The organism is Sporosarcina sp. HYO08 (assembly GCF_001563475.1).
Taxonomy (GTDB): Bacteria; Bacillota; Bacilli; order Bacillales_A; family Planococcaceae; genus Sporosarcina.
In genome coordinates, this window is sequence record NZ_LPUT01000001.1 from 412,890 (window position 1) to 431,458 (window position 18,569).

Annotated in this window: 22 protein-coding genes and 1 pseudogene; 19 read left to right on the forward strand and 4 right to left on the reverse strand. The window is 42.9% G+C overall.

Features of this window, described 5'->3' with window-relative positions; genetic code table 11:
* Window positions 1-785: 785 nt before the first annotated feature.
* From AU377_RS02015 to AU377_RS02040, 6 genes are all read left to right on the forward strand, one after another.
* Complete coding sequence (locus AU377_RS02015) at window positions 786-1,010, forward strand: helix-turn-helix transcriptional regulator (RefSeq protein ID WP_067403341.1); 225 nt, start codon at window positions 786-788, stop codon at window positions 1,008-1,010.
* Between the two features lies 1 nt (window position 1,011).
* Complete coding sequence (locus AU377_RS02020; RefSeq protein ID WP_067403344.1) at window positions 1,012-1,455, forward strand: hypothetical protein; 444 nt, start codon at window positions 1,012-1,014, stop codon at window positions 1,453-1,455.
* Window positions 1,456-1,472: 17 nt separating this feature from the next.
* Entirely contained in the window at window positions 1,473-2,078 is a 606-nt protein-coding gene (locus AU377_RS02025; protein ID WP_067403347.1) for a hypothetical protein, read from the forward strand.
* Between the two features lie 2 nt (window positions 2,079-2,080).
* Window positions 2,081-2,368: a hypothetical protein gene (locus tag AU377_RS02030; protein ID WP_067403349.1), complete on the forward strand. Its 288-nt coding sequence runs from the start codon at window positions 2,081-2,083 to the stop codon at window positions 2,366-2,368.
* Window positions 2,369-2,448: 80 nt separating this feature from the next.
* Window positions 2,449-2,772, forward strand: coding sequence for a hypothetical protein (locus AU377_RS02035; protein ID WP_067403352.1), 324 nt, complete (start codon window positions 2,449-2,451; stop codon window positions 2,770-2,772).
* 29 nt (window positions 2,773-2,801) lie between these two features.
* Window positions 2,802-3,437 carry an HNH endonuclease gene (locus tag AU377_RS02040; RefSeq protein ID WP_067403355.1) on the forward strand — a complete coding sequence of 212 codons (636 nt, stop codon included), beginning with the start codon at window positions 2,802-2,804 and terminating at the stop codon, window positions 3,435-3,437.
* Between the two features lie 887 nt (window positions 3,438-4,324).
* Here AU377_RS02040 and AU377_RS02045 read toward each other — a convergent pair.
* Together AU377_RS02045 and AU377_RS02050 are read right to left on the reverse strand one after the other, a co-directional pair.
* Window positions 4,325-5,845, reverse strand: a complete 1,521-nt coding sequence (locus AU377_RS02045; protein ID WP_067403358.1) for a recombinase family protein — start codon at window positions 5,843-5,845, stop codon at window positions 4,325-4,327.
* A gap of 277 nt (window positions 5,846-6,122) precedes the next feature.
* Window positions 6,123-6,461, reverse strand: a pseudogene (locus tag AU377_RS02050) (sigma factor); the annotation flags it as partial.
* Between the two features lie 302 nt (window positions 6,462-6,763).
* Between AU377_RS02050 and AU377_RS02055 the strand changes: the two are divergent.
* The 11 genes from AU377_RS02055 to AU377_RS02105 all read left to right on the forward strand — a co-directional run bounded on the left by AU377_RS02055 (window position 6,764) and on the right by AU377_RS02105 (window position 15,346).
* On the forward strand, window positions 6,764-7,279 hold the full coding sequence (locus AU377_RS02055) for a YqeG family HAD IIIA-type phosphatase (protein WP_067403361.1): 516 nt from the start codon (window positions 6,764-6,766) through the stop codon (window positions 7,277-7,279).
* Between the two features lie 2 nt (window positions 7,280-7,281).
* A complete protein-coding gene (yqeH, locus tag AU377_RS02060) occupies window positions 7,282-8,382 on the forward strand; it encodes a ribosome biogenesis GTPase YqeH (RefSeq protein ID WP_067403363.1) in 1,101 nt (366 codons plus the stop codon).
* A gap of 29 nt (window positions 8,383-8,411) precedes the next feature.
* Window positions 8,412-9,254 carry a shikimate dehydrogenase gene (gene aroE, locus AU377_RS02065; RefSeq protein ID WP_067403366.1) on the forward strand — a complete coding sequence of 281 codons (843 nt, stop codon included), beginning with the start codon at window positions 8,412-8,414 and terminating at the stop codon, window positions 9,252-9,254.
* Window positions 9,241-9,531: a ribosome assembly RNA-binding protein YhbY gene (gene yhbY / locus AU377_RS02070; protein ID WP_067403369.1), complete on the forward strand. Its 291-nt coding sequence runs from the start codon at window positions 9,241-9,243 to the stop codon at window positions 9,529-9,531. The genes aroE and yhbY overlap by 14 nt, the downstream gene beginning before the upstream one ends.
* 11 nt (window positions 9,532-9,542) lie before the next feature.
* Window positions 9,543-10,133 (forward strand): nicotinate-nucleotide adenylyltransferase, encoded by a 591-nt coding sequence (locus AU377_RS02075; RefSeq protein WP_067403372.1) that lies wholly within the window; start codon window positions 9,543-9,545, stop codon window positions 10,131-10,133.
* A complete protein-coding gene (yqeK, locus tag AU377_RS02080; RefSeq protein ID WP_067403374.1) occupies window positions 10,102-10,668 on the forward strand; it encodes a bis(5'-nucleosyl)-tetraphosphatase (symmetrical) YqeK in 567 nt (188 codons plus the stop codon). Before AU377_RS02075 ends, yqeK begins: the two co-directional genes overlap by 32 nt.
* A gap of 7 nt (window positions 10,669-10,675) precedes the next feature.
* Window positions 10,676-11,020: a ribosome silencing factor gene (gene rsfS, locus AU377_RS02085; protein ID WP_067403377.1), complete on the forward strand. Its 345-nt coding sequence runs from the start codon at window positions 10,676-10,678 to the stop codon at window positions 11,018-11,020.
* Complete coding sequence (locus AU377_RS02090; RefSeq protein WP_067403380.1) at window positions 11,017-11,757, forward strand: class I SAM-dependent methyltransferase; 741 nt, start codon at window positions 11,017-11,019, stop codon at window positions 11,755-11,757. Before rsfS ends, AU377_RS02090 begins: the two co-directional genes overlap by 4 nt.
* 46 nt (window positions 11,758-11,803) lie before the next feature.
* The gene (locus tag AU377_RS02095; protein ID WP_253724353.1) at window positions 11,804-12,472 is read left to right on the forward strand and encodes a helix-hairpin-helix domain-containing protein; all 669 of its coding nucleotides are present in this window, start codon (window positions 11,804-11,806) and stop codon (window positions 12,470-12,472) included.
* A 25-nt stretch (window positions 12,473-12,497) separates the two neighbouring features.
* Window positions 12,498-13,061, forward strand: a complete 564-nt coding sequence (locus AU377_RS02100) for a ComE operon protein 2 (RefSeq protein ID WP_067403383.1) — start codon at window positions 12,498-12,500, stop codon at window positions 13,059-13,061.
* Window positions 13,062-13,258: 197 nt separating this feature from the next.
* A complete protein-coding gene (locus AU377_RS02105; protein ID WP_082731874.1) occupies window positions 13,259-15,346 on the forward strand; it encodes a DNA internalization-related competence protein ComEC/Rec2 in 2,088 nt (695 codons plus the stop codon).
* 58 nt (window positions 15,347-15,404) lie between these two features.
* Here the strand turns inward: AU377_RS02105 and AU377_RS15185 are convergent, their stop codons facing one another.
* A complete protein-coding gene (locus AU377_RS15185; protein WP_082731875.1) occupies window positions 15,405-15,539 on the reverse strand; it encodes a YqzM family protein in 135 nt (44 codons plus the stop codon).
* Window positions 15,540-15,780: 241 nt separating this feature from the next.
* Between AU377_RS15185 and holA the strand changes: the two genes are divergently transcribed.
* A complete protein-coding gene (gene holA, locus AU377_RS02110) occupies window positions 15,781-16,797 on the forward strand; it encodes a DNA polymerase III subunit delta (RefSeq protein WP_067403385.1) in 1,017 nt (338 codons plus the stop codon).
* A 197-nt stretch (window positions 16,798-16,994) separates the two neighbouring features.
* Here holA and rpsT read toward each other — a convergent pair whose 3' ends face one another.
* Entirely contained in the window at window positions 16,995-17,246 is a 252-nt protein-coding gene (gene rpsT / locus AU377_RS02115) for a 30S ribosomal protein S20 (RefSeq protein WP_067403388.1), read from the reverse strand.
* Window positions 17,247-17,488: 242 nt separating this feature from the next.
* Here rpsT and gpr point away from each other — a divergent pair, with 242 nt between their 5' ends.
* The gene (gene gpr, locus AU377_RS02120; protein WP_067403391.1) at window positions 17,489-18,532 is read left to right on the forward strand and encodes a GPR endopeptidase; all 1,044 of its coding nucleotides are present in this window, start codon (window positions 17,489-17,491) and stop codon (window positions 18,530-18,532) included.
* The last annotated feature ends 37 nt before the right edge of the window (window positions 18,533-18,569 follow it).

Below are 18,569 nucleotides of genomic sequence, written 5' to 3' on the forward strand. Positions count from 1 at the left end.
TCGGCTACATTGGTTTTATCATGGCGGCTTCATTGCGTCAAACATATAAAAAGATTTTGCGATTTAGGTTGTTAAATAACCATTCGGTAGAACTATGATATGTAACGAAGAAAATTCATTCGCAGGTTGCCGACAATTCGGGACTTGACGTTGCTTTGCCGCCGCTATCGGGAAGCGACTTTTTGTGAATCGGGATAGTGCAAAATTGAATACATGCTTGTGAAAGATCAAGTAATAGGTATGTGAAGCCTATTTCACAACCCCATAGTGAGGCCTATTTCACATGAACTAGAACTTATTACTTGAACTAGAAAGTTCTTTAACTAGAACTAAAAGAACAAGAAAAAGACAAGAACGAAGTTCAAAAGCAAGACCATTGATTCTTCAATACTAAAATCCAAGTATTGTCGAACCAAGCATTCTAAAGAATGCAAATAACGGATTGAAGTTCAATTTCAGTTTCGAATAAATTCCAACAAAGATAATAATAAGATACATAAAATTAGATTCTTGCCACTTCCCAATGGTGGCTCGACATAAAGGTTACCCCAAACCATACGGCGGTCATGGACATTTTGTTCACGGCTTCCGTATTTTTATTTTGTCTAAAAGGTTGTTAAATACTTACATAGCCGAATTACATTTTGAAGCGGAATTCCCGTCACTCATTCGGGAACACGGCTTCCCCAAGTTTGATCGACCAATTCGATTGCCCGTCTAACCAACGGGTTTTTCTTTTTGGTCTGATAAGTGTATTTTACTTTAATTTTAAAGGGGGCGTTATTATGGACGGATTTGACGTAAAGACATTACGACATAGTCTTGGTTTGAATCAAATGGACTTCGCACATGAAGTCGGGGTCAAGCAACAATCCATTTCAAAGGTTGAAGCGGGTGTCATGCCATTGTCCGAACGATTAGAGCAACGAATCATTTATCGGTTCGGAGTTACCGAAGTAGAGATCGACGCAATCAAGGCGTTAAGGAAAATGCGACATGGGGGTGTATAACATGCGATACGCAACGGAAGAAGCGTTCGGATTGTCGCCACGTGACATTGAGATTGCCGAAGACATTATCGGCATGAAGGCGACGAAGACGACATTCAAAGAGATTGCGGAAAAGCATTCGATTAGTGACCGCCAATTGCGGAACATTCGACGTCAAAAGGTTTTCCGTGAATATATTCGAGAACGGACGCTTGAACGTTTTGAAGATGAACAAGGCGACATTCTTGCCGTACTTGTCGCAAAGGCGAAGCAAGGAAACATGAAGGCTATCCAAATTTATACGGATATTGTCGGCTTGAAACGTCCAAATCAAATCGAAGTCAAAACGGAACTTCGCCGATCTACACGGGATTTGAGCAACGAAGAATTGGAAGCGGAATTTGCTTCGATTCAAGCCGAACTTGCCGAACTACTTGGCAAAGACGAAGAACAAATATTGAACTAAAAAAGGGGGAAACCATTATGAAGCTAATCAAGAACGAAAAATTAGAAAAGATCAATGCAAGGTTGAAAGAAGTTGAAGCCAAGCGGGACGCAATTCAATCGGAAGTTGACGAAATCGAAGCGGCACTTTCCCAATCGGTTGCACTTTACGCAATGGGCGAAGTTGACGAAAAGGATATTCAAGCGGCAAAACAATTGTTGCACGAAAAGAAGATCGAGTTTGCGGAAGTGGAAGAAATGATTTCGAGAATTCGAGCGGTTCGCAAGACGGTCGCAATCGAATCAATTCCGTTTGTCAAAGAATCCCGTAAAAAGAAGGTTGCGGCGATTCAAAAGAAGTATGTCGATCAAATCGAACACGTTCACAAAGCACGTGCGAAATTCCTTGAAGAACTTGCGGCACTTGGGAAGATCAAGAACGAAGTCGGGTCGATCAACTTCGAATATAACGATCTAATGCAAGAACTTGGCGGAAAAGGCGACGTTTACGGAGCGGCGATCAATGAAAGAACGGTCATTTCTGGCGGCTTCACTTCGCCAACGTATTGTCTTGGTGTAGACGAAAGAACGCAAAAACAATCATATGCTTCGGGAAGTGTCCCGCACGGATTAGGGGGGAACTAATTATGAAAAAGATTCAATATGACAATTTGAACTATACACCGCCAAAACGATCGGCGATCGACGAATTCGCCCAATGGTATGAAGAAAATGGAACGAGCAAGCCGAATGACACGCCTTCAAGCGATTCGGTCGAAAGTCTTCGTAAGGCATACGAGCAAGACCCGTCTTCATTGAACGGCTTGCAACTAATGTCTTTAGGCTTTGCCGATCTTAACGCCGAACAAGAAATGAATTCGAAAGCACATCGAAAGGCGGCGAATGATTATCACCACAAGGACGGCGACGAATAAGGCTTTGATATATGTTGGAACGATTCGGGGACGCTTGCGAGCGTTCCTTTTTTAATTCCAACGAAAAGGGGGGTCGGGGAATGCGGGACATTACAGATCAAGTCATGAATGAATCGGAATTCGATTTTGTCGGTGATAAATACTTCGAAAGATTCAAGGGGAGATCGTTTCCCGAAGGTCTTGGAAAATCGAAAAAAGCGGTTTGGGTGGATTTGTACGAACTAATGAATGAACGTCGGAATCACGCATTGCAGATGTTTGAAAATGAACCGAACAAGACGGTGTTCGACGTTGCAACAATCACCTTGCTTCCTGTTCGTGTTGTAAAGCGATTGAAGCAGGAGTTCGAACAAAGAATCGATTGGCTACGCCGCAACTATTTAGGCGAATCATTCGACGATTAAATAAAAATGGGGAAGGGGGGTTATCAATTATGTTTGTAAGAAATATTGGGGTTGTAACATTCGAAGCACAAAACGAGAATCACGGGAAACTGATGAAATATTTCTATCGAAAGAACGGTTGGCATGGACTTCGTAAGTTCAATTCGTTCAAGGATAACGGCGACGGGACAGTCACTTTGTTTTTGATTAGAGGTTATGAAACAATCATTTCAGCCGAATGCTTGCCATTGGTCTTGGAAACGTCAAAAGTAAGTATCTCAATCAAAATGAGCGGCATTTATGCGACAACCCGAATCAAAGAGAAGACGACGGATTTGCACCGATTGTTCATGCGTGAGGAACTTGCGAAATATGAAGGTTTCGAAAAGGAAACGGGAATGTCGATTCAAGTCAATCACAGAAATGAGAATCCGCTTGACAACCGATTGTCGAACTTGGAAGTCGTCACCGACCGAGAGAATTATTTAAAGTACCAATTGAACCACGCAAAAGGTTATTACAAAACACCAAGCGGCAAGTTTGAAGTAAAGTTCAGAAATAAGAACGTCGGAACATTCGAAACCGAAGCGGAAGCAAGAAAAGCATACGTTCATGCCGTGAAAAAAGAGATCAAGCGGCTTGAAGAAATACGAATGAATTGGTTAAAGTCGAATGGTCACTTATAATCGAACTTGGGGACGTTGGAATGACGTTTCCCCTATTACATATTTAAGCGTTGAAGAAACGCAATAGATCGAATTAGAAACGAATTGTTGAAGCGTTGGGCACTTCGTTTGTAAATACGAATCATAAATTCCCCGCAAGACGTGCCGTTTGTGTTCCGATATGTCCGAAACTTCCGCAACAAGGAAACGACGCAACGCCTAGAGCCGCAAGGGATAGAGCCGTTTTACATGTCGATCTAATTGGACAAAGCGGAAGTCGGGTTGAATCGTTGAACGTCGTTCACTTTCAAATCGTTGAATAATATAATCGAATATCAATTGCGACGAATCACTTTATAACATGACCGCAATCACGACGAAAAGGTATTACAAACGTTGGTAGATCAAGGCGGACGAAATGTCTTCCGTCGTATAAATCTAATTATACGCCGAATAAATGTAATGCGAATGTCAACGTGAACTGTATCGAAGCAAGCACGAACCGCATTGCGTTTGACATTAGATTACTGATTGATATGACGTGTTGTCTTCCGTATGAATATTCACCGCATGTTATAACGCCACACGAAGCCATACAAGCCGCCATATATCGTTGCTATCCAATCCACGACCCAAGCATTCGGAATCGTTTTCAAGCGACGTCAAGCAAGCACACGAAGCGTCAAGCATGAAGCAACACGGCGGAATATTTTTAGGGGGGTACACGGGGGGGACGGGGGGTCTATTCTGCCGCAGAAGGTGAATCGAAAATATACATACCAAATTTTGAAATGTCGGGTCATGCGTTTGCAATCGAATGACATATCGTAACAAAAGTATGCCACGTGGCACAAAAGAAAAAGACGCCGCCCACATGGGTGACGCCTGCGTTTGGTTTGAACCGAATCTTACATACGAATAAATTCGACCTTGCCGCTTGCATATATCCGAACTTCACGGAAGACTTTTCGGAGGAAATCTTGCTTGCGTTCAATCGAAAGATCGGACGTATCTTCCCGCAAGTATTGTTCGATCGTTTCATTCAATATTTCTTCGGTAAATTCGTTGTCTTGAATGTCAACGAGAAGTGCGGCGGTTTCTTCCCGTACTTTCAACAAATGTTCTTCTTTGTCTTTCAGTTCCTTCAATTGATTGCGAATATCATCTTCGTCCACAAGATCGGCATTATTCGTCATGAAGTCGAGAAGACGCTTCCGCCCCGTTTTGATTCGTTCAAGTTCATTGTCAATTCGTTGAAGTTCGGATTCTTCGAATGAAAGGGAAGCTTCGTTGTCAACGCTTGCGGCGGTTTCGGATAACGCTTGCCCCTTCGTTGACATTAGATTGACGAATTGTTCCCAAACGAAGGCGTCGAGGTCTTCGCATTTGATTTTGTTGCCGCAACCTTGAAACTTCGTCCCCGCTTGACTTTTGAAATCGGTATATTCAAAGACATAACGACCCCAATTCTTCGCACGGCGTCCCGTCATGGTGTTGCCACAATCGCCACAACGAACCATTCCGCTTAATAGATACGTGTTTTTCGGTTGACCTGCCCAACGGCGACGGGATTCTTGCATTAGTTGTTGAGCATATTCGAACGTTTTCGTGTCGATAATTGCGGGAACTTCGACCCCAATCCATTCTTCACGGGGGCGTAAGGTCATTCGAACTTTGTCTTCATCATCTTCTTTATATTTATTGGCAAGCATTCCTTCGGTGTTCCATTTGTTGTGATAGAACGTTCCTGTATACGTTTCATTCATTAGGATTTGACGAACGACTTGCCTATGCCATTTTCCGACCCGTCTTTTCGTTGGTATTCCTTTATCGGTCAAGTAATTTGCGATTCCATTTATGCCACGTACCCGACCCATTGGATTCGTGAACAATTCGAAGATCAATTCCACGACTTTCGATTCGGATTCACATATTTCCATTTCGCCCGCTTCTTTGTTGAACTGATATCCGTAAACCTTGACGTCCTTCACGACTTTTCCTTGCTTCGCTTTTTCACGGCGACCCCGTGTCATTCGTTCATTGATCTTCGCTTTTTCGAATTCGGCGACCGCCCCCCGCATTTGATAGAAAAGCATTCCTTCGGGGGACTTCGCATAATCGCCATTGACGAAAACCAATTCCGCACGTTTTTCGATTTCTTCGGATACGATCAATTGATTCATTAGTTTACGGGATAGGCGGTCGGGGTCGTAGACGATCACCTTGCGAATCAATCCATCCCGAATGTCATTCCGCAATTTCGACAATGCGGGACGTTCAAGGAATTCCCCCGAGTACCCGTCATCTACATATTCCATTGTTTCCGCATTGCTTCCCGCCTTTTGCATACATTGGCGAATTTGATCTTTAAGAGAGTAACCGCTTTTCGCTTGTTCTTCTGTACTGACACGTGCGTATAGTGCTATCATTGTTCAGTCGCTTCCCCTTTCGTATTGAATCTTTTATTGCGGTGTAAACGTCAACTATTGATTGGTCGGTTGCGTCGTCTTCGATTATGATGGGAAATAATTTGCTTGCGGAGATATAACCTTTCTTGCTCATGGAGAACGTCACCCCCGTAATTTTTTCGTGTTGCTCAATTTCACTTGTGGGTCATGAATCGGTTATTGTGACGTTTGTTATGAAGTTTGAAGTAGATTGATTGTTGCGTGGTATTTTATAACGCTACCCATTTGACTTTACATTCTCGTTTTCAATACAGCGTGCAGCGTAAGTCGCCAACTTTGTTTTGCGGTCGGGTGTAAAACTATTGACCGCTTTCATTAAACCGATCGTTCCAATTGAAATATAATCGTCTAAAAGCTCGTGCTTTGGATGGAATTTTTTTACGATATGTGCGACAAGCCGCATATTGCGCTCAATGAGTTCGTCTTTTGCATCCTCGTCACCTTCTGCTAGGCGTCTCAAACAGTCCGCTTCTTCTTCTCGAGACAGGGGACGTTGAAATGCCTGCCCCCGGATATAACCGATCATTGCAGGAATCTCAAGCCACATTTGAACAAAAGCCATTACTAACCCGCTCATAAGTCCACCTCCTGTGTCGTTGTATGACAGCATATGCGGTCAGCTCTTGCTGTATCACCGTTTTTTTCGTCGGACAAGCGAAGAAGGGCTGTCTACATCTGACTTTTTTCACAAGGTAGAATGGCGATGCTTAGATGGGGACAGTTTCGTATTGATTGGGGGAAATTCATTGCATTCAAATCCTAACTGTTTGAATAAAAACAATTTTTCTGGATTCATTTGATGCTTGTCTAAATATGGTATGTACGATAAGCGGTTGTGTTATAATCGTTTCAGAATTAGTCTTACATCGGAGTGATTGCGTGTACAAAAAATTTTTACCGGATGAATATGTGAAAGATATTTTTCAAATAAAACCGGAAAAGCTAAAAGCAATGGGAATTAAGGGAATTATCACCGATCTTGATAACACGCTAGTGGAGTGGGATCGTCCGTTGGCAACGCCGAAGCTCATTGACTGGTTTGAGTCAATGAAACAAGCAGGTATTCATATTACAGTCGTTTCAAATAACAATGAACAGCGTGTCAAAGCTTTTTGTGATCCGCTAGGAATTCCATTTATTCATGACGCTAGAAAGCCGTTGCAAAAGGCGTTTAAAAAAGCGATCGCAGATACAGAGATGAAAAAAGAAGAAATGGTCATGATTGGCGATCAGCTTCTCACAGATGTGTTCGGCGGCAATCGCCATGGCCTTCATACCATTCTTGTTGTACCCGTCGCAAAATCAGATGGTTTTTTCACGCGCTTCAACAGAATGATTGAAAGACGAATTATGGCCAAGCTAAAGCGTGAAGGGTTGATCAAGTGGGAGGAATAAATATGGAAGAACTAACATGCATCGGCTGTGGAATTGCGATCCAAACGGAGAATCCGAAAGCCGAAGGATATGCACCGCCAGCTTCTCTCGAAAAGGAAGATGTCATTTGCCAAAGATGTTTTAGACTGCGGAATTACAATGAACTGCAGCCTGTTTCATTATCTGGCGATGACTTTTTAGCCATTCTCAATGGAATCGGAGAAAAAGAGGGGATCGTTGTTAAAATCGTAGATATATTTGATTTTAACGGCAGCTGGATTAACGGTCTTCAACGCTTCGTTGGTAATAAAGAGATCTTATTGATCGGCAATAAAGTCGATGTTTTGCCAAAAGCAGTGAACCGCAATCGATTAATCCATTGGATGAAAACGGAAGCGGCCAAACTCGGATTAAAGCCGGTCGATGTCCTGCTCGTCTCTGCCCATAAAGGCGAGGGAATGGATGAAGCGCTGCAAGCAATTGATCAAATTCGCCGAGGAAAAGATGTCTTTGTAGTGGGCTGTACAAATGTTGGAAAGTCCACATTTATTAATCGGATTATTAAAAGTGCAACGGGCATCGGAGAAGTCATTACAACCTCTCATTTTCCAGGAACGACACTTGATTTAGTGGAGATTCCATTGGATGATGGACAGGCGATTTTCGATACACCAGGCATTATTAATGATCATCAAATCGCACATCATTTAGAACCGCAAGATTTAAAGGCAATCACGCCGAAAAAAGAATTAAAACCAAAAGTATTTCAATTGAATGCTGAACAAACGCTTTTCATTGGCGGATTGGCAAGATTTGATTTTTTAAGCGGTGATCGGTCTTCCTTTTCGATTCATGTATCAAATGCATTGCCGATCCATCGGACGAAATTAGAAAACGCGGATGCGCTGTATGAGAAGCATATTGGTGAAATGTTAGCTCCGCCATCGCCGCAGTCGCTTGAAAAACTTCCGCCTTTTGTACGTCATGAATTTTCCATACGAAAAGCAAAAACGGATATTGTCATTTCAGGGCTTGGCTGGATCACGATACAACATCCAAATGTGGTCGTCGCTGTACACGCGCCGCGCGGAGTGGATATTGTTTTACGGCCATCATTGATCTAAAGGGGAAGTTTTCAAAGGGGGAATTGTTGATGAAAAAATGGTATGCGGTCATAGGTGATCCGATCGAACAGTCGATGTCTCCGTTATTGCATACGACTTGGTTTGAAGAGACCCAAATAGATGCGGCTTATATTCCGGTACTTGTCAAACCTGAAAAATTAAAGGATGCAGTAGAAAGTTTTCGAACGCTTGGCTGCAGTGGGTGGAATATTACGGCGCCTCATAAACAAACGATTATGTCCTATCTTGACCAAATAGACGAATCCGCTACAGTTATGGGGGCAGTCAACACTGTTCATAGGTTGGAAGACGGCACGTTAACTGGCTCCAATACAGATAGTTTAGGTTTTGTTCGTTCGTTAGAAGAAGTATTTGGGGATACAGGAAAAGGAACGAAAACATTGATCGTAGGGGCAGGAGGGGCAGCAAGAGGAATTGCCTATGCACTCCATGCAGAAGGGTACGGTCCGCTTGTCTTTACGAATCGAACGATGGAAAAAGCCGAAAAGCTGGCGGCGGATATCTCAGGTTCGACAGCACTTTCGATTAAAGATGCAGAAAACCGTTTGGCGGAGTTTGGGTTAATCGTTCAAACAACGTCTGTTGGGATGAATTTTGCGCAGCAAGGGATGCCGATTCAACTAAAAAACCTAGCGGCTGGAACGATTGTCTCAGATATTATTTACAATCCGCTTGAAACAGAATTTTTAAAAGAAGCCCGTCAAAGGGGAGCGCAAGTTTTAAACGGCGTCGGCATGTTTGTCCATCAAGGTGCACTTTCTTTTGAAACGTGGACAAATACGACCCCAAACACAGAAAAAATGACAGAGAAATTAACAGAAATTTTGGAGGAACAGCATGTTAACAACTAAACAACGCAAATTTTTACGCAGTGAGGCACATCATTTACAGCCTTTATTCCAAATTGGAAAAAATGGCTTAATCGATTCGGTTATTCGTCAAATTGAAGAAGCACTCGAAGCAAAAGAACTGATTAAAGTAAATATTCTTCAAAATTGTGATGAAGATAAAAATGAGATTGCTGCAAAACTTGATGAGCGAGAAGGATTAGAAGTCGTCCAAGTGATCGGCAATATTATTGTTTTGTATAAAGAGTCTAAAGAGAAAAAACGAATCGAATTACCGTGAGGAGAAATGCGATGAGAAAGATTGGTATTTTAGGCGGCACATTCAACCCGCCGCATATCGGTCATTTGATCATTGCAAATGAGGTGCGGCATGCGCTAAATTTGGCAGAAGTCCGATTAATGCCGACTGCCACCCCGCCGCATAAAAAAGCAGCGAGCGATGCAACGGAAGCGCAGCGATTGGATATGGTAGGACTTGCAGTTCGCGACATTGATGGTCTGACGAAATGTGCACTTGAAATTGAGCGGGGCGGTGTGTCCTACACATACGACACGATGAAACGGTTGACAGAGCTTGAACCTGATGTAGATTTTCACTTTATCATCGGGGCTGATATGATTGATATGTTAAAGGATTGGCATCGCATTGACGAGCTAATAGAACTTGTTACATTTGTCGGGGTAGGTCGTCCGGGTGCGATCGGTAAAACGGAGTTTCCGATTACGATTGTCGATATTCCCGAAATCGATCTATCTTCTACGTTCATTCGCCGCCGAATTGCGAATGGTGAAACCGTTCAATTACTTATACCAGGAACAGTGGAATCGTATATTCGTAAGGAGGGGCTGTATGGAAGTCGATCGCATAAAGCAGGAAATTGAAAAACGCTTAACGAATGACCGCTATTTGCATGTTCTTCGAGTTGTCGAAACGGCAAAGGCGTTTGCATTACGGCATGACATTTCGGTAGAAAAAGCCGAGCTTGCTGCCCTCTTGCATGATGTTGCCAAATGTATGAGTAAGCAGGAGTTGGCATCGTACCTAGAGAAGGATCCTGAAGCCGCGTTTTACCGCTCATTTCATCCTGAACTATGGCATGCGCCCGTTGGAGCGATCATTGCGAGGGATAAGTTTGGTGTTCGGGACGCGGACATATTACAAGCGATTCGATTCCATACGACTGGACGGGCCCATATGTCGCCGCTTGAAAAATTAATCTATGTTGCGGATCTTATTGAACCGGGACGTCAATTTCCGGGTCTTGATGATTTACGAAAAGAGGCTGGGAAATCAGTAGATGCGGGAATGAGGGCAGCGATCTGTCATTCCATACAGTATCTATTATCCAAACAGGTACAAATCTTCCCATCCTCCATCCATTGCTACAATGAACATGTCATAAGAAAGGAACAGTGAATAACATATGCCAACATTACTAGAATTAGCTTACAACGCAGTTGATGATAAAAAAGGTGAAGATATTGTCGTTTTAAATATGGAAGGTGTTTCACTCATAGCCGATCATTTTATGATTTGCCATGCAAATTCTGAGCGTCAAGTGCAAGCGATTGCCAAAGAAGTTGCAGATCAAGCCGCTGAAGCAGGTTATCACGTCAAACGAATGGAAGGTTATGATTTAGCACGTTGGGTGCTTGTCGATCTTGGAGATGTCGTTGTGCATGTTTTCCACAAAGATGAGCGGGGTTACTATAATCTTGAGAAGCTCTGGGGAGATGCACCGATGCTGAATATGGCCGATGAAAAATGAGTGAAGCCTATACAAACTTCGCGGCTGTCTATGATGAGCTAATGACCGATATTCCGTATGATGTTTACGTCGATTTGATCGATATCACTCTATCTGGTATTGAGAAAAAACGCATTTTAGATGTTGGATGCGGAACAGGTCAATTGTCAATAAAGCTTGCTAAAAAAGGGGCAGATGTGACGGGCATCGATCTTTCTGCAAATATGCTGAAGGTGGCGAAGGAACGAGCGTTGGAACAATCGTTAACTGTACAATTTAAACAGCAGCCGATGCAACAGCTCGATGGGCTTTTCGAATTTGATGCAGCTGTTATTGCGATTGATTCTTTAAATTATTTACAGCGAAAAGAAGATGTCATTCAAACGTTTGAGCGCATTCATTCTGCTTTGAAAGCAGGCGGAAAGTTACTATTCGATGTCCATTCCATTTATAAAACAGATGAAGTTTTTATGGAAGGCCCATTTGTTTATGATAGCGGTCCTATTGCGTATATTTGGCAAACGGCTGAGGGAGAAAACCCGCATTCCGTTTACTCGGAACTTGCTTTTTTTGTTCGAAATGCGGATGGCTCGTATGGCCGGTTTGATGAAATACATGAACAACGTACTTTTCCAGTCTATGAATATGTAGAAATGCTTCAACAAGCTGGATTTTCAATCGAACGAATTTTCGCGGATTGGGAAGATGAGGCGCCTGACGAAGAAAGTGAAAGAATATTTTTTCAAGTAGGAAAATAATGCTTTTCATTTATAAATCTTTCAGCTATAGTGAAAGAGACTCCATGTGGATGCCACCGAAGAAAGGGTGAACACACTGTTTTTCTCGTTTGCATCCAGATGGCGTAAAATCATCACTCCTATCGCAGCAATCGCTGTTGTTTCCGCTTTTTTGTTCTTTCCCCGAGAACAAGCCACAAACGAAGCAGTCGTTATTGGCGGACAGCCCCCTTTCCCGGAATTGATAGAAGAAACGAAAGCTGTAGATACTGAAGAGCAAAAAGAGACATTGCCGGTTTCGATTGTCGTAGATGTCAAAGGCGCGGTACATCATCCCGGTGTCTATTCCATGATGGAGGGAGATCGGCTCATCGACGCCATTAACGCGGCTGGCGGTTATTTGCCGAACGCTGATTCGCGCATGATTAATCACGCGATGAAATTGGTGGATGAATTTGTCATTTATGTCCCTGTCGAAGGGGAAGAGGCAACTAATTTTGAACTGCCAGCTATAGGAAACGGACAACAACAGCAAAACGATGATCAAGTGAACATTAATACGGCTGATGAACGACAGCTCATGACGTTGCCGGGCATTGGACCTTCAAAGGCTGCAGCCATTATTCAGCATCGAACGGATCATGGTGCATTTCAAACGACTCAGGCGCTTATGGAAGTGTCCGGAATCGGCGCAAAAACGTTCGAAAGGCTGGAACAATATATTCAAGTGAAGTAAATAGTATTTAGTTGGAGGCATACATATGGAGCGAATTACATGGGATCAGTTTTTCATGGCGCAATGCCATCTTTTGGCGGTTCGCAGTACTTGCACTAGACTCGCAGTAGGTGCCACCATCGTCCGAGATCATCGCATCATTGCTGGTGGTTATAACGGGTCAATCTCGGGCGGGGATCACTGTATTGATCATGGCTGCTACGTCGTCGACAATCATTGTGTTCGAACGATTCATGCGGAAATGAATGCCCTTTTACAATGTTCGAAATATGGAATTCCTGTAGCAGGATCGACATTGTACGTTACGCATTTTCCTTGCTTGCAATGTTCGAAAGCGATCATTCAAGCAGGTATTCGCCGCGTTCTGTACGCAACTGATTATAAAAATGACGTCTACGCAATGAAGTTATTTGCACAAGCTGGTGTTTCCGTTCAACAAATTCCATTTAACGAAGGGAAAATCGATTTTTCCAGTGAGGAAAAGTATTCTTTGTTCGAGGAGATGTTGTCCACGATGCAGAAGCTTGGCGCTAAAGATGAAGAACTGGCTCCTTTCCAAGAAAGGGCGGATCAATTATTCGTGAAATAATTACGCGAATTCGATTCATATACATCGCAATACCGATTGCCGTATCGGCATTTGCTGCATACGGCTCGGTCTATTTACTTATTGGCAATCTTTTGCTTGTGCCAATCTTTCTTCAAAGAAAGGATCTCCTCACACCTATCCTCGCAATACTTGCTGCATTTTTCTCGTATGTAACCTTTTCGGCAACGATCCCCCTTATGCTAGAAGAAGGGGCAGACACACTTACCTTTACCTGGAACGATAATGTGAAACTTGATGGCAGCAAAATGAAAGGGCTGGCCGCCACCTCGACAGGTGAAACGATTTACGCGATCTATACTTTTCAAAATGAAAAGGAAAAAAATCAATTTCAACAAATGATCGTTTCTGCTTATACTTTTACAATGAGCGGAACTTATCAAAAACCAGAAATACCTTCCCACCCCTATGCTTTTGACATGGCAAAATATATGAAAATGTACGGTGCGTCTGCTATTTTTGAAGCCGATTCGCTCGTGCATATCCAAGCGAACAAGAGCATAAAAAGCCGCATTACGACACATCGTTGGCGAGTAAAACAGCAAATTCAGCAGACATTTCCTCCGTCTTTACAAACGGAAGCGGAAGCGTTACTAATCGGTGACAGAAGCGGCATGGATGAGAAACTGGCGGAAAGTTATCGGACGCTCGGTATTACACACTTATTTGCCATTTCCGGCTTGCATGTTGGGTTACTTACTTTTTTTGTTCGACAACTATTGCTTCGTTTGAGGATTCGAAAAGAAACGGTTGATTGGCTGTTAATTATTCTGCTGCCATTTTATGCTGTACTCGTTGGCGGGGCACCTTCTGTATGGCGTGCCGTTTCTGTATCGATGCTTATCCTTCTCATGAACTTTAGACAATATGCATTGCGGTTAGACGACGCGCTTGCATTCAGTGCTGTACTTTTAATCGTGTACGAGCCTTATGTCGTCTTCCAGCCTGGATTTCAACTCTCTTATTTAGCTGCTTTTGCACTTGTTTTTTCTTCCCGCATACTTGCAATAGCGAAAACTTCGCTTGGTGTCTCATTTCTTGTAACGGCCATTAGTCAACTAACGCTTTACCCTGTGCTATTGCATCATTTTTATGAACTGTCCTTGTCATCGTTTGTCGTGAACCTTTTTTATGTCCCGCTTTATTCGATCGTTATTTTGCCGATCAATATTTTGTTGCTCATCCTATCATTCGTCGTACCGAGAGCTGCGGAGTGGCTGTTTTTTCTATATACGCCTTTTCGCACGATTATTGGAACATTGACTGACTTGCTTGCTGCATTGCCTTATCAAGTTTGGACGCCTGGCAGACCCCCTGGAATATGGACGTTCATCGCTTCCATTAGTGTATTGTACTTTTATGTATTAATTGAAAAACGTGTCAAGTTGTATCGATCATTGCCGCTAATCCTCGTTCCTGCACTTATTTTGCAATTGATGCCGTTGTTGGATCGATCGCTTTACGTCACATTTTTGGACGTTGGACAAGGAGATAGCATCGTAATCGAGTTGCCACGGAGGAAAAGTGTTTATGTCCTTGATACAGGCGGAACGGTTTCTTTCGGTGAGCCGAGCTGGAAAACGCCCGACAAACCGTTTGAAGTTGGCAAACAAGTTGTCGTTCCTTACTTAAAAGGACGCGGGATTTCTGTGATCGACAAACTAATCATTAGTCACGCGGACAGTGATCATATGGAGGGGGCAGATGAAGTGTTGGCGGCGGTAAAGGTGAAAGCGCTTCATGTATCGCCAGGAAGCGAAGCGGAAAAAACAATGGAAGAGGTCATGGCGCTTGCACAGGTACAAAGAATTTCGGTGCATCGTGTAAGTGAAGGGGATTCATGGCAAGAAAAATCGATCTCATTTTCTTATTTATCACCCAAAGAGGGAGAATATCAGGGAAATAATAGTTCGCTCGTGTTACTAATGGTAGCCAATGGGTATTTATTTTTGTTTGCTGGGGATTTGGAAGCGGAGGGTGAACAGCGGATTCTTCAGAAATATGATTTTTCGAATAGTGGACCCGTCATTTTAAAAGCAGGGCATCATGGGAGTCGAACATCTAGTTCTGAGCCTTTCATCAAAGCGCTAAAACCTGCGTTAACCATTTTTTCGGCGGGCAGGAATAATCGATACGGTCATCCGCATCCAGATGTTGTAGAAACATTCGAGCGACATCGGTTAAGAACAATGTCTACTGCGGAATCAGGCTCGATCACCGTAAAAGTGAAGGACAATATCGTTACACTTTCCGTCATGGCGCCTTAACGAAAAAAACGGACTGCATCTTTCTATAGAAAAATGCATGTCCGTTTTTCATGAGTTGTCATCGACCAACAATGTCAATGATGGTTGCAACTACAAAAATTGCGGAAAAGGCTACAAAAGAAACAATGAATCCAATGCCTGAGTCAATCAGGTCGTTTCGTTTTGACTGTACATCATGTTCAAATTCGTTCATTGCTCACACCGTTGCCAAAGCCTATAACATGGCAATTTGGCTAGCGGTGTTCACCTCCCTCTATAATTTCAAATTTTCTTAATCAATCTACTAATATCATTTCAAGTATAGATGATAATTCACAAAAAATCCATAAGAAACGGATTTTTGTCCGAACCTGTCTGGAACTGACACAAATTGTTCAAACCGTTTTGGCGATGTGCGTTATAATAGGTAGGGAAATGCAGAAGAGGTGATTACAATGACTGCTGCGACATGGAAAAAAATTGCTGCTGGACAAATCGATCCGGTTTATTTGGTAACAGGGTCAGAACAGCATATTTTTAATGAAACGATTAAGCGTTTAAAAAAAGCATTACCAGATTTTGACGATGCATCGGTCATTCGGTATGATCTTGAAGAGACACCCGTCGAACTGGTCATTGAAGAAGCAGATACACTGCCTTTCTTACAGGAAAAGAAGCTCATTATTGCGGGAAACGCCTCCTTTTTACGCGCGCAGGAGAAAGGGAAAGAAAAAGTTTCGCATAATCTCACATTACTGGAAACGTGGTTGGCAAATCCATCCCCTACAGCTGTTGTTGTTTTTCTTGCGCCATATGAAAAATTGGATGCGAGAAAACGAATCACGAAGGCCTTTAAAAAGGTTGCAACAATTATTGAAGGCGTACGGTTGCAAGGGAAAGACTTAACTTCTTGGATTCAGCAGGAAGCAAGTTCAAATGGAGTACGTATAACCGCAGAAGCTGCCGACTTTCTTACGCGCATGGCAGGGGATGATCTGCTAATGCTTTCGACAGAGATCAGTAAAATGGCAACTTTTTTGAACGGTGCAGGTGATATAACAGAGTCAATCATTGAAATGCTTGTGCCCAGAACGCCTGAAGCAGATGTCTTTCGTCTGACGGATGCCTATGTCAATGGAAGAGTGCCGGACACGGTATCGATTTACCATGATTTGCTGCGAAATGGAGAAGAACCGATTATGCTGACATCATTAATCGCAAGCCAAATTCGGCTCATGTTCCAAGTGCGGGTGTTACGAAAGAAAGGCTATCAGCAGCCGCAAATCGCGAAAACGCTCAATGTCCATCCTTACCGGGTGAAGCTCATGATGGAAAATCGCGCGTTACCGAACGAAGAGCGGCTATTATTCATATTGGATAGATTGGCAAAAATTGATTATAAGCTGAAGTCTACGAGCGGAAAACGAGAGCGGTTGTTAGAATTATTTTTTATGGAGCCGCTTCGAAAATAAAAAAGGTCGTCTGTTGTTGAATGTCAACAACGAGACGACCTTTTTTTAGATTATCCCACCTTAACGGGCAGTAAGATCCCCACATTAATATTCTTAATCAGTATAAGAAGAAGGGTGGGGATCAACTGCCCGTAAAGGTCCGATTGGTTCAACTAACCACCAATGGGGATAAGGCCCCCATTGATGGAAGTTTCACTTTACATTGCTTTTTTAGTAAGACGTGCTTTTTGACGTGATGCAGTATTTTTATGGATAAGACCTTTACGTGCAGCAGTGTCCATTTTTTTAATCGCATCTTTTAAAAGAGCAGATGCATTTTCGTCTTTATTTTCGATTGCAACTTCCGCTTTACGGATTGCAGTACGCATAGCAGCTTTTGTTGAAGAGTTCAATTCGTTTGCAGCAGCGCTTTGTTTAACGCGTTTAATCGCACCTTTAATGTTTGGCATTTCATTCACCTCCAAATTCTGGTAGGAAAGAGTGTTTCCACAATGATGGATTCACTTTTAATTTTATAACAAGCATTAGTTTAGCAAATTGAAAGACGAAATGCAAGAAATAAAGGGAGAAATTTTGGCCAATGCAATTAGAACTTGTAGATGTTTCGGACGATAGATCACCGTTAATTTCTGTTGTGACGAAAAGAATATTTCTTGCTTTTAACGTCCAAACTTGTAGATGAGGTGATGAGATGGCAAAGTATGATTTTTATCGAACAGATTTGCTCGATGAAAGCGAGGAAATGGTTCGACATCGAACGGAAAAAGAAAAAAATAGATTAAAGGAAGAAGAAGGCGTTAAATTTGGAGAATCTAGATTAGGACGTGTCATTGTCACGTCGGTTCAAGTAGATGCAGAAGGTGAGAAAAAAATCGGCAAGAAAGAAGGAACGTACATTACGTTAACAGTGCCGACATTAACACCTTATGATCAAGAAGGGATCCAAGATTTGTCGCGCGTGTTTATCGACAAATTGCAAGAAATGCTGCAAGAAGTGCTAACGGCTAAAAACAGTAAGATTTTATTTATCGGACTAGGTAATCGGGAAGTGACACCGGACGCGGTAGGCCCTTTAACGATGGATCGATTACGTGATATCGTTCCAGACTATTATTCAGAAGATGGCAGCGAAGTGTATGTCTATGCACCCGGGGTTACGGTTCAAACGGGCTTGGAGACAGCTGACTTTGTAAAAGCCGTGGCGAATGAAATCCAACCGGATGTGCTTATCGTAGTCGATGCACTGGCAGCAAGAAGCAGTTCAAGACTTTGCAAAACGATTCAGTTGACCGATACGGGTATTCACCCGGGATCGGGCGTTGGCAATAATCGAAAAGAAGTATCCAAAGAGACACTCGGCATGCCAGTGATTGCTGTTGGGATCCCGACAGTCGTTGACGGACCGGTTCTTGCCGCAGATGCGATTGATAAGATGTTTGGTTATATTGCTTCAAAAATTGCGGAAAAAGACAGTCCGTCTTCAAGACTTGCCGTTACACCATGGCTGCATACCGAAAATGAAAATGCCGATCGTTCGACATTACAGCCGATTTTTGGAGATTGGACGTCTTGGTCGCATGAAGATCGCATTCAGTTATTTGAAGAAGCGCTCGCGGGTCAAGATCTCAAAACGTTCATTTCTCCGAAAGAAATTGATGCATGGGTTGCGATATATGCTGATACGTTATCCAATTCGTTAACGGAATGGATCAGCGAGATGAAATCTAGTCATTGACGCAATACCCTCCGCATATAGTTGAAGACGGAGGGAT

Excerpts from the sequence above, each read along its gene's own strand:
- AU377_RS02015 (WP_067403341.1), top strand. The coding sequence starts at position 786 with ATGGACGGATTTGACGTAAAGACATTACGACATAGTCTTGGTTTGAAT.
- AU377_RS02020 (WP_067403344.1), top strand. The coding sequence starts at position 1,012 with ATGCGATACGCAACGGAAGAAGCGTTCGGATTGTCGCCACGTGACATT.
- AU377_RS02025 (WP_067403347.1), top strand. The coding sequence starts at position 1,473 with ATGAAGCTAATCAAGAACGAAAAATTAGAAAAGATCAATGCAAGGTTG.
- AU377_RS02030 (WP_067403349.1), top strand. The coding sequence starts at position 2,081 with ATGAAAAAGATTCAATATGACAATTTGAACTATACACCGCCAAAACGA.
- AU377_RS02035 (WP_067403352.1), top strand. The coding sequence starts at position 2,449 with ATGCGGGACATTACAGATCAAGTCATGAATGAATCGGAATTCGATTTT.
- AU377_RS02040 (WP_067403355.1), top strand. The coding sequence starts at position 2,802 with ATGTTTGTAAGAAATATTGGGGTTGTAACATTCGAAGCACAAAACGAG.
- AU377_RS02045 (WP_067403358.1), bottom strand. The coding sequence starts at position 5,845 with ATGATAGCACTATACGCACGTGTCAGTACAGAAGAACAAGCGAAAAGC.
- yqeH (WP_067403363.1), top strand. The coding sequence starts at position 7,282 with ATGGAAGAACTAACATGCATCGGCTGTGGAATTGCGATCCAAACGGAG.
- aroE (WP_067403366.1), top strand. The coding sequence starts at position 8,412 with ATGAAAAAATGGTATGCGGTCATAGGTGATCCGATCGAACAGTCGATG.
- yhbY (WP_067403369.1), top strand. The coding sequence starts at position 9,241 with ATGTTAACAACTAAACAACGCAAATTTTTACGCAGTGAGGCACATCAT.
- AU377_RS02075 (WP_067403372.1), top strand. The coding sequence starts at position 9,543 with ATGAGAAAGATTGGTATTTTAGGCGGCACATTCAACCCGCCGCATATC.
- yqeK (WP_067403374.1), top strand. The coding sequence starts at position 10,102 with ATGGAAGTCGATCGCATAAAGCAGGAAATTGAAAAACGCTTAACGAAT.
- rsfS (WP_067403377.1), top strand. The coding sequence starts at position 10,676 with ATGCCAACATTACTAGAATTAGCTTACAACGCAGTTGATGATAAAAAA.
- AU377_RS02090 (WP_067403380.1), top strand. The coding sequence starts at position 11,017 with ATGAGTGAAGCCTATACAAACTTCGCGGCTGTCTATGATGAGCTAATG.
- AU377_RS02100 (WP_067403383.1), top strand. The coding sequence starts at position 12,498 with ATGGAGCGAATTACATGGGATCAGTTTTTCATGGCGCAATGCCATCTT.
- AU377_RS02105 (WP_082731874.1), top strand. The coding sequence starts at position 13,259 with ATGCTAGAAGAAGGGGCAGACACACTTACCTTTACCTGGAACGATAAT.
- AU377_RS15185 (WP_082731875.1), bottom strand. The coding sequence starts at position 15,539 with ATGAACGAATTTGAACATGATGTACAGTCAAAACGAAACGACCTGATT.
- holA (WP_067403385.1), top strand. The coding sequence starts at position 15,781 with ATGACTGCTGCGACATGGAAAAAAATTGCTGCTGGACAAATCGATCCG.
- rpsT (WP_067403388.1), bottom strand. The coding sequence starts at position 17,246 with ATGCCAAACATTAAAGGTGCGATTAAACGCGTTAAACAAAGCGCTGCT.
- gpr (WP_067403391.1), top strand. The coding sequence starts at position 17,489 with ATGGCAAAGTATGATTTTTATCGAACAGATTTGCTCGATGAAAGCGAG.